We start from the raw sequence: 15,601 nt of genomic DNA, 5'->3' as shown, positions 1-15,601 counted from the left end.
GTTATGCCACCGCCGTTTTGGTCAGCTGCTGCCACAGCTCGGGAAATTGGGGGAGGGTTTTGGCGGTGGTGCCGATGTCCTGCACCTCGACGCCGCGGACGGCCAGGCCGATTAGTGCCCCGGCCGTGGCCATCCGGTGGTCCGCATACGTGTTCCAGGTGCCGCCGTGCAGCGCGGCCGGGCGGATCAGCAGCCCGTCTGGTGTTTCTTCGGCGTCGCCGCCGAGCCGGTTGATTTCCGTGACCAGGGCGGCGAGCCGGTCGGTTTCATGGCCGCGCAGGTGCGCGATCCCGGTAAGGACGGAAGGAGAGTCGGCAAGCGCACACAGCGCCGCGACAGTGGGGGCAAGTTCGCTGGTGCCGGCCAGCTCCGCGCCGGAGATCCGGCCGCTGCCGGTGACGGTCAGGGTGCCGTCCGCGAGGTGGACCTCAGCGCCGAGTGCGGGCAGGATGCTGCGCCATTTGTCGCCCACCTGGGTGGTTTCGGCGGGCCAACCGGCAATGCGGACGGTGCCGCCGGTGACGAGGGCAGCGCCGAGGAAGGGCCCGGCGTTGGAAAGGTCCGGTTCAATGGCCGTGTCGAACGCGGCGATGGGGCCCGGCGCTACCTGCCACTCATTAGGAACGGAATCGTCCACCTGTACGCCGACGCTGCGCAGCACATGCACGGTCATGGCGACGTGGTCCGGGCTGGGCAGGGCCGGACCGCGGTGGACCAGGTGCAGGCCGTTCTCGAAGCGGGGGGCGGCCAGCAGCAGGGCGGAGACAAACTGTGAGGATGCGCTTGCGTCGATCACCAGCCGGCCGCCGGACGGGGCGCCGGACGCGGTGAGCGTAAAAGGCAGGGTCCCGCGGCCGCCGTCGTCCACCTGCAGCCCAAGTCTGCGCAGCGCATCGATAACAGCGGACATGGGGCGTACCCGCGCGTGCGGATCGCCGTCGAATACGGTGCTGCCGGGCACGAGGGCAGCCAGCGGCGGGACAAAACGCATCACGGTGCCGGCCAGCCCGCAGTCCACCCGCCGCGGACCGGCCGCGGCGGGGAGGACAGCGGGCAGGGGATCAACCAGCAGATCGGGCCCGAACGGGCCGCTGCCGTCTACTTCAGTGACAACGGCGCCAAGCGCCCTGAGGGCGGAAACCATCAGCTCCGAATCCCGGGAATGCAGGGGCGTCCGCAGCCTGGACCTGCCGTCCGCGAGGGCGGCAAGGACCAGGTAGCGGTTGGTCAGCGACTTCGACCCCGGAACGGAGACGGTTGCCTCCACGGGCGAGGCAGCGAAGGGCGCGGGCCAGGGTGCCGGCAACCCGGCGTTCGGAGCAGTCATTGGTGCTAGGAACCCACGATGTCCGACGCAGCGTTGGACACGGCCTTGAGCTGCTTGCCGGTGGTCTTCTTGACCGCCTTCGCAGCGGCACGGCCCTTGCGGCCCGTGTCGGCGGCCAGGTGGTTGGCACGCCAAGCCAGTCCCGGACGGCCGTTCGTGTCCACTGCGGAGAGCAGGACGCCGCCGATCAGGGAGAGGTTCTTGAGCAGCTGGTTGCGCCGCTCCTTGCGCTCGGCAGCGGTGGAAGCCTCTGCGTTGCGGTACTCCACCACCGAGTTCAGAGCGGTGGTGCCGGCGAGCAGCAGGGACGCCAGACGGGCAAACTTGCCCATGCCCAGCAGGGAGGCAGCAGCTACCTGGGTGTACCCGGCAACCCGGGCCACCAGCACGGGGTTGGAAGCGGCCCCCGCAGCAGCCGGTACGGTTTTGCCGATGAGGTTAAGGGTGGGGGTGAGCTGTTCGGCGGTCTGGTCAACATTGCGAAGGCGCTCCACGCCCACGGCAACAAAACCGGTGGCGAGCAGCGGGCGTGCAATCAAACGGACTAACGACATAAGTGCCTCCTGGCGAATCCACAAGTTACGCGAAAAACAACATTTGGTGCTGCCTCCACCTTAGTCCGGCTCCGTGCGGCTTTGGCACAATCCGGGCCTCCGGCGGGAATAGGGGGACCGGCGCCGTCGTTGGGACCAGTATCAGGATGTGCTTTCAACTGTTGAGGAGACGCCATAGTGCCAGCTGCCACGCTGACCGCAGTGCAGACTGCGCCGGAGCCGAAGCTACGCGTACGGGTGCCCGCCCGCACCGTAGACTGGGAGGTGATGAGAACTGATGCGCCGGAAGGCAGCCCCCACGTGGAAAACTTCGAACTTGACGTTGCCACCGAATCGGACGAGGCACGCAAGCTGCGCTTTGAGCAGGATGCCATGCAGTACGTGGACCAGCTCTATTCGGCAGCCATGCGGATGGCACGGAACCCCTCTGACGCGGAAGACCTGGTGCAGGAGGCCTACACAAAGGCATTCTCCGCCTTTCACCAGTACCGGCCGGGAACCAACCTCAAGGCCTGGCTGTACCGCATCCTGACCAACACCTACATCAATCTCTACCGGAAGCGGCAGCGGGAACCCCTGCAGGCCAATTCCGAGGGCGTTGAGGACTGGCAGCTGGCCCGCGCAGCCGAGCACAGCTCCACGGGGTTGCGCTCCGCAGAAGCCGTGGCGCTGGACCATCTGCCCGACTCCGACGTCAAGGATGCCCTGCAGTCCATTCCGGAGGAGTTCCGGCTTGCCGTGTACTTCTCCGATGTGGAGGGTTTCGCGTACAAGGAAATCTCAGAAATCATGAACACGCCGATCGGCACCGTGATGTCCCGCCTGCACCGCGGGCGCAAGATGCTCCGAGAACTCCTGGCGGAGTATGCCCGCGACCGCGGCATCAAGGGCAAAGTGCCCGCAGCCGAAACCGGCGCATCAACCAAGAAACAGGGGAATGAGCTATGAGCGATTGCCAGAGCCTGGGCGATTGCGAAGACGCCCGCATCGAACGGCTGTACGAGTACCTGGACGGCGCGCTGTCCCACAAGGACCTCGTGGAAATCAAGGAACACCTTGACGGCTGTCCCGAGTGCGCGCAGGAACACGACCTGGAATGCGTCATCCGCTCCGTGGTGAAGCGTTCCTGCACCGAAGCGGCTCCCGAGACGCTGAAGGCAAGCATCCTCAGCCGCATCAGCCAGATCCAGACAGCGGACCACTAAGACCGCCGCAGGCATGAAAACCCCCGGTACCTGCTGGTACCGGGGGTTTTCTGTGCCTGGCCAAAAACGGCCACGCGGCTCACCATTCTTGCTTAGGTGTTGGGACGCTTACCGTGGTTAGCGCCGCCGCGCTTACGGTCACGACGCTTGCGTGCACGCTTGCTCATAGCTGCCTCCTTTGATTCCGAAAAGTTCTGCCCTCCAGTGTCCCACATGCCCCGCGTGCACGCCTAAACGGTCCTGTGCCCGGCACCACCCCTAGGATTGGGGTCACGAAGAGCCGCAAAACGAACAAGGGAGTTTCCAGATGCGAGCCGTATACGCACAAACCCAATCCGCCGGCGATCCGATCAGCGGCCTGCGGGTGGGGGAGCTCGAGCCGCCGCAGCCGCCGGAAGGTTTCCGGCGCGTACGGGTCAAGGCCTCTGCGCTGAACCACCACGACCTCTGGTCCCTGCAGGGGGTGGGCCTGCCGGACGAGCGCCTGCCCATGGTCCTGGGCTGTGACGCCGCCGGCATCGACGACGACGGCAACGAGGTTATTGTCCACGCCGTTGTGTCCTCCCCGGGCTGGGAAGGGGATGAAACCCTGGATCCGCGGCGGAGCCTGCTTTCGGAGAAACACCCCGGCGCCATGGCCGATGAAGTGTGGGTTCCCGAACGCAACCTGGTGCCGAAGCCCGCCGGGCTGAGCTTCGAGGAGGCGGCCTGCCTACCCACCGCCTGGCTGACGGCATACCGGATGCTCTTCACGGTCAACCCTGCGGCGCCGGGATCCACTGTCCTGGTCCAGGGCGCCGGCGGGGGAGTGGCGACGGCCCTGATCAGCATGGCTTCCGCTGCGGGGTACCGGGTATGGGCCGTCAGCCGGAGCGAAGCCAAGCGGGAGCACGCCCTGCGGTTGGGTGCGGAACAGGTCTTCGACGCCGGTGCCCGGCTGCCGGAGCGGGTGGACACGGTTTTCGATTCGGTGGGCGAGGCCACCTGGGCCCATTCGCTGAAGTCGTTGAAGCCCGGCGGTGCCCTGGTGACCTGCGGGGCCACCAGCGGACCCAACCCGCCGGCGGACCTGAACCGCGTGTTTTTCCTGCAGCTGAAGGTCCTCGGATCCACTATGGGGACCCGTGCCGAGCTGCAGCGCCTGGTGGCGTTCCTGCTGGCCACCGGAGTGCGCCCGGAGATCGACTCCGTGCTGCCGCTGGAGGAAGCGGAAAAGGGCTTCCGGAAAATGCAGGACGGCGACGTCGTGGGGAAGATCGTCTTCCGCCACTGACGCCGCCGCCGTTCCGGGCCGTACCCGGGGCAGCTCCTGTCCGGGAGCTGCCGCCTGGTGCTGTTCCTACTCGGTGCCGCCGGCGGAGAGCAGGGCGTGGCGCTGCTCCCGCCGGTAGGCCTGTTCTGCCGGATCCGGGACCGGGGCAGCTGCCAGCAGCCGCCGGGTGTAGGGATCCTGCGGGTACTTCAGCACCTGCTCCGTGGAGCCCTGTTCCACCATCCGGCCCTTGTTCAGCACGGCAATGTGGCTGGCCAGGATTTCCACCACGGCCAGGTCGTGGCTGACAAACAGGCACGCAAAGCCGTACTCGCGCTGCAGGTCCTGCAGCAGCGCCAGCACCCGGGCCTGGACGGAGACATCCAGGGCCGACGTCGGTTCATCCGCCACCAGCAGCGACGGCCGCAGCGACAGCGCCCGGGCAATACCCACGCGCTGGCGCTGGCCGCCGGAAAGCTCATGCGGGTAGCGGTTGCGGAAGCTCTTGGGCAGCTGCACGTCATCCAGCAGGTTCTCCACGCGCTTGTCCAGGTCTGCCTTGGACAGCTTCTCGTGCAGGAACAGCGGCTCGCCGATGCTTTCGCCGATGGACATGCGCGGATTCAGCGACGCCGCCGGGTCCTGGAAAACGATGGCGAACTTCCGCCGCAGCGGACGCATTTTCTTGGGCGAAAGCCCGGCAATATCGGTCCCGTTGATCCGCACGCTGCCTTCGGCCACGGGCAGCAGCCCGGTCACGGCGCGTCCAATGGTGGACTTGCCGGATCCGGACTCGCCTACCAGGCCCATGACCTCGCCGGGCATGATGGTGAACGATACATCGGACACGGCACGGAACGCCGGCTGGCGGAACCGGCCCGGGTATTCGATGGCGACGTTCTCCAACTGCAGCGCCGGGGTCTGCGACGATGTCGGGTCGGTCACCTCGTTGGATTCAACCATCACCTGGCGGGGTGCCTCGGTGATTTGCAGGGAACCGTCGTCCTCCACCTCCACCGCGGCGAGCACGCCGCCGACCTTTGAGCCCAGGTGCGGCACGGCGTCGAGCAGGGACCTGGTGTAGTCCTGCTGCGGGGCACCGAAGAGGTCCGCGACAGAGGCCGCTTCCACGATCCGGCCGTTCTGCATCACCACCACGTTGTCCGCCAGGTCGGCCACCACGCCCATGTCGTGGGTGATCAACAGGATGGCACTGTTCAGGCGTTTGTTGAGCTTGCGCAGCAGTTCCAGAACCTCTGCCTGGACGGTGACGTCCAGTGCGGTGGTGGGCTCGTCGGCAATGAGGAGGATCGGATCATTGGCGATGGCGATGGCAATCATTGCGCGCTGGCGCTGTCCGCCGGAGAACTGGTGCGGGTAGTTCCCGTAGCGGGTTTCCGGATCCGGGATTTCCACCATGCGCAGCAGCTCAATGGCTCGCTCGCGCGCCTGTGCCGGCGAGGCGTCGGTGTGCTGCTCGATGATTTCCTTGATCTGCTCACCCACGGTCAGCACCGGGTTCAGTGCGGTCATGGGTTCCTGGAAGATCATGGCGATGTCATTGCCGCGGATCTTCCGCAGCGCCGACTGCGGCGCACCGATCAGTTCCTTGCCCTGCAGCTTGGCACTGCCGGTGGAGCGCCCGTTGCCCGGGAGCAGGCCGAGCAACGCCATGGAGGACATGCTCTTACCCGATCCGGACTCGCCCACGATGGCCAGGATTTCGCCCGGGTACACGTTGTAGTTCACGTCTTCGGCGGCCATGACCCACTCGTTGTCCACGTTGAAGTCGACGCCGAGTCCGCTGACCTCAAGGATGGCGGATGCTGTTCCCGCCGCCGGGGTGTCGCTGTATACCGGTGTGGAGGTCATTGCTTGTTCCTTGTCTGTCGGGGATCAAACGCATCCCGGAGTCCGTCACCGATGAAGTTCACGGCAAGGGCGATGGCCACAATGAAGATGCCCGGCCACAGGAAGACCCAGGGGCGGACGGTCATCGCGGACCGGTTCTCGTTGATCAGCTTGCCCAGTGAGGTGTCCGGTTCCTGCACGCCCAGGCCCAGGAAGCCCAGGGCGGTTTCCAGCAGGATGGCTCCGGAGATGGCCAGCGTGGCGGAAACGATGATGACGCCCACGGTGTTGGGCAGGATGTGCTTGAAGATGATCCTGCTCGAGGTGGCGCCCACCGACTTGGCCGCTTCCACGAACTCCTTTTCCCGCAGGGACAGGAACTCGCCGCGCACAATGCGGGCCAGGCCGGTCCAGGTGAGCATGCCAAGGAAGACAGCGAAGACCACGATGCCGGCCTTGGCCACGATGGTGGACAGGACTGCGGCAACCACGAGCAGCGGGATGGTGATGATGACGTCGGTGAAGCGCATCAGGACGGCTTCGACCTTGCCGCGGTAGTAGCCGGCCAGGGCACCGACCACGGTGCCGATGACGGTGCCGACAATACCGACAATGAAGGCGATGGTCAGGGAGATCTGGGCCCCGCGCATGGTCATGGCGAAGTAGTCCCGGCCCAGGGCATCCTGGCCGAAGGGGTGTTCACCCAGCCCGGTCCAGGACAGGGTGGGCCTGCCGCCGTTGGATGTTTCCATCACTTCCGAGAAGGTGTGCTTCCACCAGCCCGGAATCTGTACGGGGCCAACACTCAGGCCGATGGAGGTGAAGGCCAGCACCACGATGAAGAGCAGGCCGATCATGCCGCCCATGGCACCTTTGTGCCGAAAGAAGCGTTCGCGGACCAGCTTGGACTGGCTCTTGGCTTCAGTGATTTTCGGTTCGGCGACGACGCCCTGCGTAGCGGGGGAGTCTGCCGTGACGGTCCGCTGGCTCGCCAGCGTCATGGCTGCCAGCTCCGGGCTGGACTCCTTCGACCCGTCAGGGGAAATCTTGTTATCTGTCATTGGTCTGCCAATCAGTTCAGGCTGATGCGCGGGTCGAGGAAGGCGTACGCGATATCAGCCAGCATGTTGAAGGTCACCGCGGCCACGCCCGTGACGAGGAAAAACGCCATGATGACGTTCGGATCCACGTTGGTGAGCCCGTCGGTGAACATCTTGCCCATGCCGTTCCAGCCGAATACCGACTCCGTGACCACGGCGCCGCCGAGGACACCGGCGAAGTCGAAGGCCATCAGGGTGGTGATGGGGATCATCGCGTTGCGGAAGGCGTGCTTCACTACCACGGTCCGCTCGCTCAGGCCCTTCGCCCGGGCGGTGCGGATGTAGTCCTGGGTCATGACGTCCAGCTGGCTGGCCCGGGTGTAGCGGGTGTACATGGCGAAGGAGATGAGCATGATGGCTATGGTCGGCAGAATCAGGTACAGCGCGTAATCCAGGTTCACCTCCCAGAACGTGCCCTCCAAGTTGGGAGTGGAGGAACCGGTGGTGGGGATCGGCCGGCCGCCGTTCTTGCGTGAGAGCGACGGGTAGGCGTGCAGGAGGGCGTCCAGGAAGACGATGAAACCGATCAGCAGCCCGACGACGGCGGTCAGCTGGCGGGCCTGTTTGGCATAGGGTCCGCCGACAAAGTGGCCGATGGCCGCGGACACAGCCACAGTCACGACCGCCAGTGCGGCGATGGTGAGCCAGTTGGGATCTTCCATGAGGGGCATGGTGACCAAGTAACCGACGAATCCTGCGGCTGCCGTTGCAAGGGTCGCGTAGACCACGCGGCGGCGCCGGAACCCGGCGAACAGGGCCGTGGCCCCCACTGCGATGGCGAAGGCACTGACCAGGACACCGAAGGGACCGAAGCCCGGAGTCTTGAACCATCCGGTGATCAGCAGGAGCAGGAAAGTCAGAGAGGTTGCCACTGCGGCGATGGCGAAGACCCGTACCCGCCGGCGGGTGTCGCCGCCGATGACGATCATCCAGATCAAACCGGCCACGAGTCCCAGCACCGCTATGCCCAGATAGGACATGGCCGGATTCGCGAGCCACGTGTTCAGTCCAATGGCCAGGTACTGCTTGAGCAGCGTGGACAGCCAGAACAGCGGCATGGAGAAGAGCAGGAAGGCTACGAAGGTGATCGAGTAGTCGAACACGCTGTACTGGCGAAGGGCCGTGACGACGCCGACCAGGACACCGAGGATGATCGCCAGCACCGTTGCTACGATCACCAGCCGGAAGGTCGAGCCGACAGCGGACTGCAGTTGCTCCACAACCGGGTTGCCTACGCGGTCCAGGCCGAGGGTGCACTGTGCCCCGCCCGGAACGATGCAGCGGCCGATTTCCTGCAGCCAGAGTATGTACCGGATATGGACCGGCTGGTCGAGGTGCATGGCTTCGGTGCGGGCTGCGATGCGGGACTCTTTGTCCGGACCGCGCAGCTCTGCGAGGTCGTGGTAAGGATCGCCGGAATTGATGGCCAGGACAAACATGAGGGCTGTCGCGGCGAGGAGGATGAAGAACGAGGAAACCGCTCTTTTAAGAATGAAGTAGAACACCGAGGGCTCCTTGGAGGGTGGGGCTAAAGAACACTGCGGGCATAAGCAGGGGGATGGACAGACACTGAGGTCTGCCCATCCCCGCTTATGCTGCGGCTAGCGTGGTATGGCTAGGCCTGCTTGGTCCACTTGTAGGCATTCCAAGTGATGCCGTTCTGGCTCGGGTTCAATTCCACGTTCTCCATCTTGGAGGTGTGCGCAACAACTCCGGAGTTCGCGTAAAGGACCACGTTGTAGACCTCTGCGGCCAGGATTTCCTCGGCCTTGGTCTTCAGTTCCTTGACTTCTTCTGCGTCAGTGGAGCTGGCGATCTGGTCCCAGAGCTTGTCCAGTTCCGTGTTGGTGAACTTGCCGTAGTTCTGCTCACCGTCGGAGACGTAGATGGACTGCGCGCTGGCGGCCAGGCCGGAACCGGCCCAACCGAACAGGATGGCATCCCATGCTCCGGGCTCGGAGAGCTTGGCGCTCCACTTCGGGTCCGGGGTCGGAACGATGTCGAAGCCGGCCTGGTCACAGGAGTTCTTGATCAAGGTGACGATGTCCGCACGCAGCTGGCTGGTAGAGGAGAACATCAGGCGCACGGAGACCGGGGTGGTCTTGCCGGCGTCGGCGAGCAGCTTCTTGGCGCCCTCAAGGTCCACTTCGTCGTAGTCGCTGGCCGACGGCGCGCCTTCCAGGACGTCTTCGTAATCTTCCTGGCCCGGCTGGTACTCGCGCAGGTTGTCCACGGTGGCGTTTTCGTCGACCGGCTTCGCGAACTTCTCGACAATGTCCTCACGCGGTACGCACTTGGCGAAGGCCTGGCGTACGGCCAGATCCTTGAACACACCGTTCTCGGACTGGTCCAGGTCGATGTGGCTGAAGGTCAGTTCCGGACCGGTCAGCATTTCAACGCTGTCACCGATGTTTTCGATGGCGGTCTTCGTGTCAACCGTTGCGCCGGACGGCTCGATGATGTCGACGTCGCCGTTCTGCAGGGCCTGAACGGCCTCGGTGTCTTCGATTGCCTTGAAGACAATGTTCTCGGTCTTGCCCTTGCGCTCGTCGCCCCAGTAGTTCTCGTTGCGCTTCAGGGTCAGGGTGCCGTCAGTGGCGTTGTCCAGCATGTACGGACCGGAGGACGGGATCAGCTTGGCATCCGGAAGCTTGGCAAGGTCTGCCTCATAGTTCCAGCCGGTGTTCCAGAAATCGGCCATGGGGGTCAGCCCGGCAACGTCGTTCGCCTGGATGGCCTTGATCAGTGCCTCGCCGTTGTTCTCCGTGCTCATACCGCCCTGCTCCGCAGCGATGTGCGCAGGCATGAGCGGGCCGATCATCAGGGCTTCCCAGTCGGCGTAAGGAGTTTCGAAGACCATCTCGAATTCCTTGTCGCCTGCTTCGCCTTCGATCATCTTCGTCTGCGAGAAACCGTTGGTGGAGGAGGGCTGGAAGATGTTCTCGCCGTCGGCGCCCACAGTCTTGCCCGAGTAGGCGGCCCAGTTCAGCAGGACGTCGTCGAAGTCGATGGGCGTACCGTCGGACCACTTGGCGTCTTCGTTGATGGAGTACTTCACCGTCAGCGGATCGTCGCTGGTCTTCTCCATGGTGCCGAATTCTTCGTTGTGAATAACGCCGTTGGGGCTGTACTCCACGAAGTTGCTGTGCACCAGGTTGTCAACGTACGTGTTGTACGTGCTGTTGGTGTTGGCCGTACCGGAGTTGTACGCGTCCGGAGCCTGGCTGATGGCGACGGTGATGGTCGAGGCAAGGTTTTCGGTCTCGTCGGCACCGCCTTCGCTTTCGGTTCCGCCCCCGGCGGATCCACAGGCGCCCAGGAACAGGGCACCTACGGAGAGTGCGGCAAGAGCTGCCGTGCGCTTAGTACGCATCTGTAGTCCTAACTGGTGATGAGGAGTCAGGAACCACCAAAGATGGCCCCCCACGCGGCGAGTGATTGCCGCCACATGTGGAGAAACACTAACCACTAAATGTTTCCGGTGTGAGACAAGTTACGGGTTGTTAACTGATCGTTACCTGATCGTGGCCTCATGGGGGAACAAATGGGGAGCTGCATGAAAACAAGATGAAAATGCATGCAGAAAGGCCCTCCCGGAGCAATCCGGAAGGGCCTTTTGAAGGCTGTGCAGGCCAGCAGCGTGCAGTTAGTTCATATCTGGCAGGTCGAGCCACTGGTACCAGCCGCGGTGCAGTACCAGCCATGCCATGAGGCCGTAACCTGCCTGGCCTGGCGTTCCGCCGTTGGCAGCCAGATCGGTGCGCCACTGCTCATGGTTCAACAGCGGATTGAGGGTGTCCACGTACATGTGCTTACGCCGCGTGGTGACATCGCCGAAGGCTGCAGACAGGTCCGCGAGCTTCCGGTTCCGCTCCGGGTTCAGCCCCGGGGGAGGCCCGACGACAAAGACCTTGATGCTCATCTGGGCCGCACCGTCGAGGATGTTCGCCAGGTTCAGCCGGCTCCGCGCCGTGGTGAGCTCCAGATCCAGGTCACGGTCCGACAGTCCGATGACCAGGCGGTTGTCGCAGCCGTCCTCGAACCGGCGTCCCGCTTCCGGGAGCCACCGGTTGGCAAGGGCCTCCGTACCCTCATGGGGCGCGGCAAGGCTGTAGGCCTGAAGGTTCACGTTGTCGGGCGAGGTGCGGGCCAGGACACGCCCCAGCCAGCCGAGTGCCCGCGGATCCCCGTGTCCGGCCAGCAGCTCATCACCCACCGCAGCAAGCCGAATTCTGCGTTGTTCCACTAGTCACCTTCTCAAGTCAAAAAACAGGGTGGGACGCCGAAGCGCCCCACCCCAAACCTAGCCTACTGACGTTCGAAGGCCTTCTTCACGAGGATGTCCTGCTCCACGGCATGGCGCTTGGCCGAGCCGGTAGCGGTGGACGCCGACGCCGGCCGGGAGACCAGGCGCAGGCGGGAATCCAGGTGCTGCGGCAGGTTCAGGCCCATAAACGGCCACGGGCCCTGGTTGGCCGGCTCATCCTGTGCCCAGACAATCTCCGCATTCGGGTACTTGCCCACGGCGGCACGGATCTCGTCGACCGGGATCGGGTAAAGCTGCTCCACCCGGACAATGGCCGTCTTCTCATCCCCGGTCTTCTGGCGGTTGGCCAGCAGATCGTAGTACAGCCGTCCGGAGACCAGCAGTACCCGGTCCACGGCATTGGCATCCAGCTCGGCATGCTCGGGGATAACCGGCTGGAACTCGCCGTGCGTGAAGTCCTCCACCGACGTTGCCGCTGCCTTGAGGCGCAGCAGCTGCTTGGGCGTAAAGACGACCAGGGGCTTCCGCGGCCGGCTGTACGCCTGACGGCGCAGCAGGTGGAAGTGCGAGGCACCCGTAGTCGGGTTGGCAACAATCATGTTGTCTTCCGCGCACATCTGCAGGAAACGCTCAATGCGGGCGGACGAGTGGTCCGGACCCTGGCCCTCGTAACCGTGCGGGAGCATCAGCACCAGCGAGGAACGCTGGCCCCACTTCTGCTCGGCGGAGGAGATGAACTCATCGATGATGGTCTGGGCACCGTTGACGAAGTCGCCGAACTGCGCCTCCCAGAGCACCAGGGCGTCCGGGCGTTCCACCGAGTAGCCGTATTCGAAGCCCATGGCCGCGAATTCGGAAAGCAGGGAGTCATAGATCCACAGCTTCGCCTGGTTCGGGTCCAGCTCCGCCAGCGGCATCCATTCCTCGCCGGTGGCCCGGTCGTGGAAGACGGCGTGGCGCTGGGTGAAGGTGCCGCGGCGGGAGTCCTGGCCGGCAAGGCGTACGGGGACGCCTTCCATCAGCAGCGAGCCGAAGGCCGCAATCTCTGCGAAGCCCCAGTCGATGTTGCCTTCGCGGGACATCTGCTCGCGCTTCTCCAGCAGTGACTTCAGCTTCGGGTGGACGGTGAAGCCTTCCGGCACAGCCACGTGGGCCTTGCCGATGTGCGCCAGGACCTCGGGGGAAACCGCGGTGCTGGCCGGCTTGATGATCGTGGTGCCTTCCTGCTGGGCGGCAGGACGCTCCAGGTCGGAAATGGCTTCCGTGTCCTTGGTGATCACGGGGATGGGCGAGGTTTGAGCGGCATGCGTTTCAGCGAAGACCCGCTCGAGGCGGCCCTGGTAGTCGCGCAGGGCCTGCTCGGCCTCGTCCTGGCTGATATCGCCCCGGCCGATCAGGGACTCGGTGTAGAGCTTGCGTACCGAACGCTTGGCCTCGATCAGGCTGTACATCATCGGCTGGGTCATCGAAGGGTCGTCGCCTTCGTTGTGTCCGCGCCGGCGGTAGCAGACCATGTCGATGACAACGTCCTTGTGGAAGCGCTGGCGGTATTCATACGCCAGCTGGCCCACGCGGACCACTGCTTCGGGGTCGTCTCCGTTGACGTGGAAGATGGGCGCCTGGACCATCTTCGCGACGTCGGTGGAGTAGACCGAGGAGCGGGAGGAGGTGGGGGAGGTGGTGAAGCCCACCTGGTTGTTGACCACCACGTGGATGGTGCCGCCGGTGCGGTAGCCGCGCAGCTGGGAGAGGTTCAGCGTTTCCGCCACCACGCCCTGCCCTGCGAAGGCCGCATCGCCGTGCACGAGGATCGGCAGGACGGGGAATTCGTCGCCCTTATCCAGGCGGTCCTGCTTGGCGCGGACAATGCCTTCGAGCACCGAGTCGCCGGCTTCGAGGTGGGAGGGGTTGGCTGCGAGGTAAACCTTGGTCTGGTTTCCGTTGTCGGAGGTGAAGGTGCCCTCGGTGCCGAGGTGGTACTTCACGTCGCCGGAACCCTGGACGCTGCGCGGATCCTGTGTGCCTTCGAATTCACGGAAGACCTGGGCGTAGGTCTTGCCCGCAATGTTGGTCAGCACGTTGAGGCGCCCGCGGTGGGCCATGCCGATGCCAACCTCTTCGAGGCCGTCGTCGGCGGCACCGGAAATCACCGCATCGAGCAGCGGAATCAGGGATTCGCCACCTTCCAGCGAGAAGCGCTTCTGGCCCACGAACTTGGTCTGCAGGAAGGTTTCGAAGGCTTCCGCAGCGTTGAGCTTGCTCAGGATACGCAGCTGCTCTTCGCGGGTGGGCTTGGTGTACTTGGTTTCCAGGCGGTCCTGGAACCACTGGCGCTCTTCGGGGTCCTGGATGTGCATGTACTCGATGCCCGCCGTGCGGCAGTACGCATCGCGCAGGACGCCGAGGATCTTGCGCAGTTTCAGCATCGGCTTGCCGCCGAAGCCGCCCGTGGGCCACTCGCGGTCCAGGTCCCAGAGCGTCAGGCCGTGGTTGAGGACGTCCAGGTCCGCATGGCGGCGCTGCACGTATTCCAGCGGGTTGGTGTCGGCCATCAGGTGGCCGCGGACCCGGTAGGCGTGAATCAGCTGCTGGATCCGGGCAACCTTGTTGATCTGCTCGTCAGGGTTGACCTGGATGTCGGGGCTCCAGCGGACCGGTTCGTACGGGATGCGCAGGGATTCGAAGATCTCATCGTAGAAACCCTGCTCGCCCAGCAGCAGCTGGTGGATGATGCGCAGGAACTCGCCGCTGCCGGCACCCTGGATGACGCGGTGGTCATAGGTGGAGGTCAGGGTGATGACCTTGCTGATGGCGTTGCGGGCGAGGATCTTCTCGTTTGCGCCCTGGAACTCCGCCGGGTACTCGAGGGCGCCGGCGCCGATGATGGCGGCCTGGCCCTTGGAGAGGCGGGGCACAGAATGCACGGTGCCGATGCCGCCCGGGTTGGTCAGGGAAATGGTGGTGCCGCGGTAGTCGTCGGCGCCGAGCTTGCCTGCGCGGGCCCGCTTGACCAGGTCCTCATAGGCGTGCCAGAACTCCGAGAAGTTCAGGGTTTCGGCCTTCTTGATGTTCGGTACCACCAGCAGGCGGGTGCCGTCCGGCTTGGGCATGTCGATGGCCAGGCCGAAGTTCACGTGTGCCGGCTGGACGGCAACGGGCTTGCCGTCCACTTCGTCGTAGTGCACGTTCATGGACGGGAACTGGGCGGCCGCACGGATAATGGCGTAGCCGAGCAGATGAGTGAAGGAAACCTTGCCGCCGCGGGCACGCTCCAGGTGGCTGTTGATAACGATCCGGTTGTCGATCAGCAGCTTGGCGGGAATGGCCCGCACCGTGGTTGCCGTGGGAACGGTCAGGCTCAGGTCCATGTTGGTCGCAATGGCCTTGGCCGGTCCGCGCAGGACGGTGACTTTGTCCTCTTCGGTGGCGGCATCGCTGGGCTGGGTCTTGGGCAGCTGTGCGGGGATGGGGGCAGCCTTGGGAGCTTCGGCCTTGGGAGCTTCAGCCGGGGTAGCGGCCTTGGCGGGTTCCTTTGCCACCGGCGGCTTGCCCGACTGCTGCGTTGCAGCGGGGGACTCGCCGGATGCCTTGGGTGCGTTGGGGGCGGTCGACTCTGCCCGTACGGCCGGCAGCTGCCGGGTTACCGGGTGGGCACCGAGCTCTGATGGTGCACCGGAGCCGTTGGAGCCATTTGAACCATTGCCTGACTTGGCGTCTTCAGCTTTGAAGGATTCGAAAATGCTCCACCACTTCTTGTCAACGGAATCCTTGTTCGACAAATACTGTTCGTACAGTTCATCGACAAGCCACTCGTTGCCCCCGAATTCCTCCGGCAGGCGGTGGTTGGATTGGTCTGGCACTAGATATACGCCTCTTCCATGAGTTGCCGTTTGCCCTGATGGCACCATGAGCGGTTCCGCCTCAAGACTTGCTGGTGCGGCCCGGTGCGCAGTGACCGAGACTTCATGCCAGTCTAGTGACATATTCGAAGATGTGGCCAATCCCGCACTGTTGCATGAACGCCTTGCCTGCCGATCAGCCCGGG

12 protein-coding genes are annotated in these 15,601 nt (G+C 64.5%); 3 read left to right on the top strand and 9 right to left on the bottom strand.

Features of this window, described 5'->3' with window-relative positions; genetic code table 11:
- Nucleotide 1: 1 nt before the first annotated feature.
- Nucleotides 2–1,327 (bottom strand): 3-phosphoshikimate 1-carboxyvinyltransferase, encoded by a 1,326-nt coding sequence (gene aroA, locus LJ754_RS00695; protein ID WP_227924933.1) that lies wholly within the window; start codon nucleotides 1,325–1,327, stop codon nucleotides 2–4.
- Nucleotides 1,328–1,332: 5 nt separating this feature from the next.
- Nucleotides 1,333–1,881, bottom strand: a complete 549-nt coding sequence (locus tag LJ754_RS00690; protein ID WP_227913795.1) for a DoxX family protein — start codon at nucleotides 1,879–1,881, stop codon at nucleotides 1,333–1,335.
- A gap of 267 nt (nucleotides 1,882–2,148) precedes the next feature.
- Here LJ754_RS00690 and LJ754_RS00685 point away from each other — a divergent pair, with 267 nt between their 5' ends.
- Both LJ754_RS00685 and rsrA read left to right on the top strand, forming a co-directional pair.
- Entirely contained in the window at nucleotides 2,149–2,829 is a 681-nt protein-coding gene (locus LJ754_RS00685) for a sigma-70 family RNA polymerase sigma factor (RefSeq protein WP_227913796.1), read from the top strand.
- A complete protein-coding gene (rsrA, locus tag LJ754_RS00680; RefSeq protein WP_227913797.1) occupies nucleotides 2,826–3,086 on the top strand; it encodes a mycothiol system anti-sigma-R factor in 261 nt (86 codons plus the stop codon). The genes LJ754_RS00685 and rsrA overlap by 4 nt, the downstream gene beginning before the upstream one ends.
- Before the next feature lie 92 nt (nucleotides 3,087–3,178).
- Here rsrA and LJ754_RS17010 read toward each other — a convergent pair whose 3' ends face one another.
- The gene (locus LJ754_RS17010) at nucleotides 3,179–3,253 is read right to left on the bottom strand and encodes a 50S ribosomal protein bL37 (protein WP_369299106.1); all 75 of its coding nucleotides are present in this window, start codon (nucleotides 3,251–3,253) and stop codon (nucleotides 3,179–3,181) included.
- A gap of 140 nt (nucleotides 3,254–3,393) precedes the next feature.
- Between LJ754_RS17010 and LJ754_RS00675 the strand changes: the two genes are divergently transcribed.
- Entirely contained in the window at nucleotides 3,394–4,359 is a 966-nt protein-coding gene (locus LJ754_RS00675; protein WP_227924932.1) for a zinc-binding dehydrogenase, read from the top strand.
- 66 nt (nucleotides 4,360–4,425) lie between these two features.
- Here the strand turns inward: LJ754_RS00675 and LJ754_RS00670 are convergent, their stop codons facing one another.
- The 6 genes from LJ754_RS00670 to LJ754_RS00645 all read right to left on the bottom strand — a co-directional run bounded on the left by LJ754_RS00670 (nucleotide 4,426) and on the right by LJ754_RS00645 (nucleotide 15,416).
- Complete coding sequence (locus LJ754_RS00670) at nucleotides 4,426–6,210, bottom strand: ABC transporter ATP-binding protein (protein WP_227924931.1); 1,785 nt, start codon at nucleotides 6,208–6,210, stop codon at nucleotides 4,426–4,428.
- Entirely contained in the window at nucleotides 6,207–7,250 is a 1,044-nt protein-coding gene (locus tag LJ754_RS00665) for an ABC transporter permease (protein WP_227913800.1), read from the bottom strand. The genes LJ754_RS00670 and LJ754_RS00665 overlap by 4 nt, the downstream gene beginning before the upstream one ends.
- 11 nt (nucleotides 7,251–7,261) lie before the next feature.
- Nucleotides 7,262–8,794, bottom strand: coding sequence for an ABC transporter permease subunit (locus LJ754_RS00660; protein WP_227924930.1), 1,533 nt, complete (start codon nucleotides 8,792–8,794; stop codon nucleotides 7,262–7,264).
- A 110-nt stretch (nucleotides 8,795–8,904) separates the two neighbouring features.
- Complete coding sequence (locus tag LJ754_RS00655) at nucleotides 8,905–10,662, bottom strand: ABC transporter family substrate-binding protein (RefSeq protein WP_227924929.1); 1,758 nt, start codon at nucleotides 10,660–10,662, stop codon at nucleotides 8,905–8,907.
- A gap of 273 nt (nucleotides 10,663–10,935) precedes the next feature.
- On the bottom strand, nucleotides 10,936–11,535 hold the full coding sequence (locus tag LJ754_RS00650; RefSeq protein ID WP_227913803.1) for a GDSL-type esterase/lipase family protein: 600 nt from the start codon (nucleotides 11,533–11,535) through the stop codon (nucleotides 10,936–10,938).
- A 62-nt stretch (nucleotides 11,536–11,597) separates the two neighbouring features.
- The gene (locus tag LJ754_RS00645) at nucleotides 11,598–15,416 is read right to left on the bottom strand and encodes a multifunctional oxoglutarate decarboxylase/oxoglutarate dehydrogenase thiamine pyrophosphate-binding subunit/dihydrolipoyllysine-residue succinyltransferase subunit (RefSeq protein WP_227913804.1); all 3,819 of its coding nucleotides are present in this window, start codon (nucleotides 15,414–15,416) and stop codon (nucleotides 11,598–11,600) included.
- Nucleotides 15,417–15,601: the final 185 nt, after the last annotated feature.

It is taken from the genome of Arthrobacter sp. zg-Y40, from assembly GCF_020731535.1.
In the GTDB taxonomy this organism is placed as follows: domain Bacteria; phylum Actinomycetota; class Actinomycetes; order Actinomycetales; family Micrococcaceae; genus Arthrobacter_B.
This window is presented reverse-complemented; position numbering and strand designations above follow the sequence as displayed.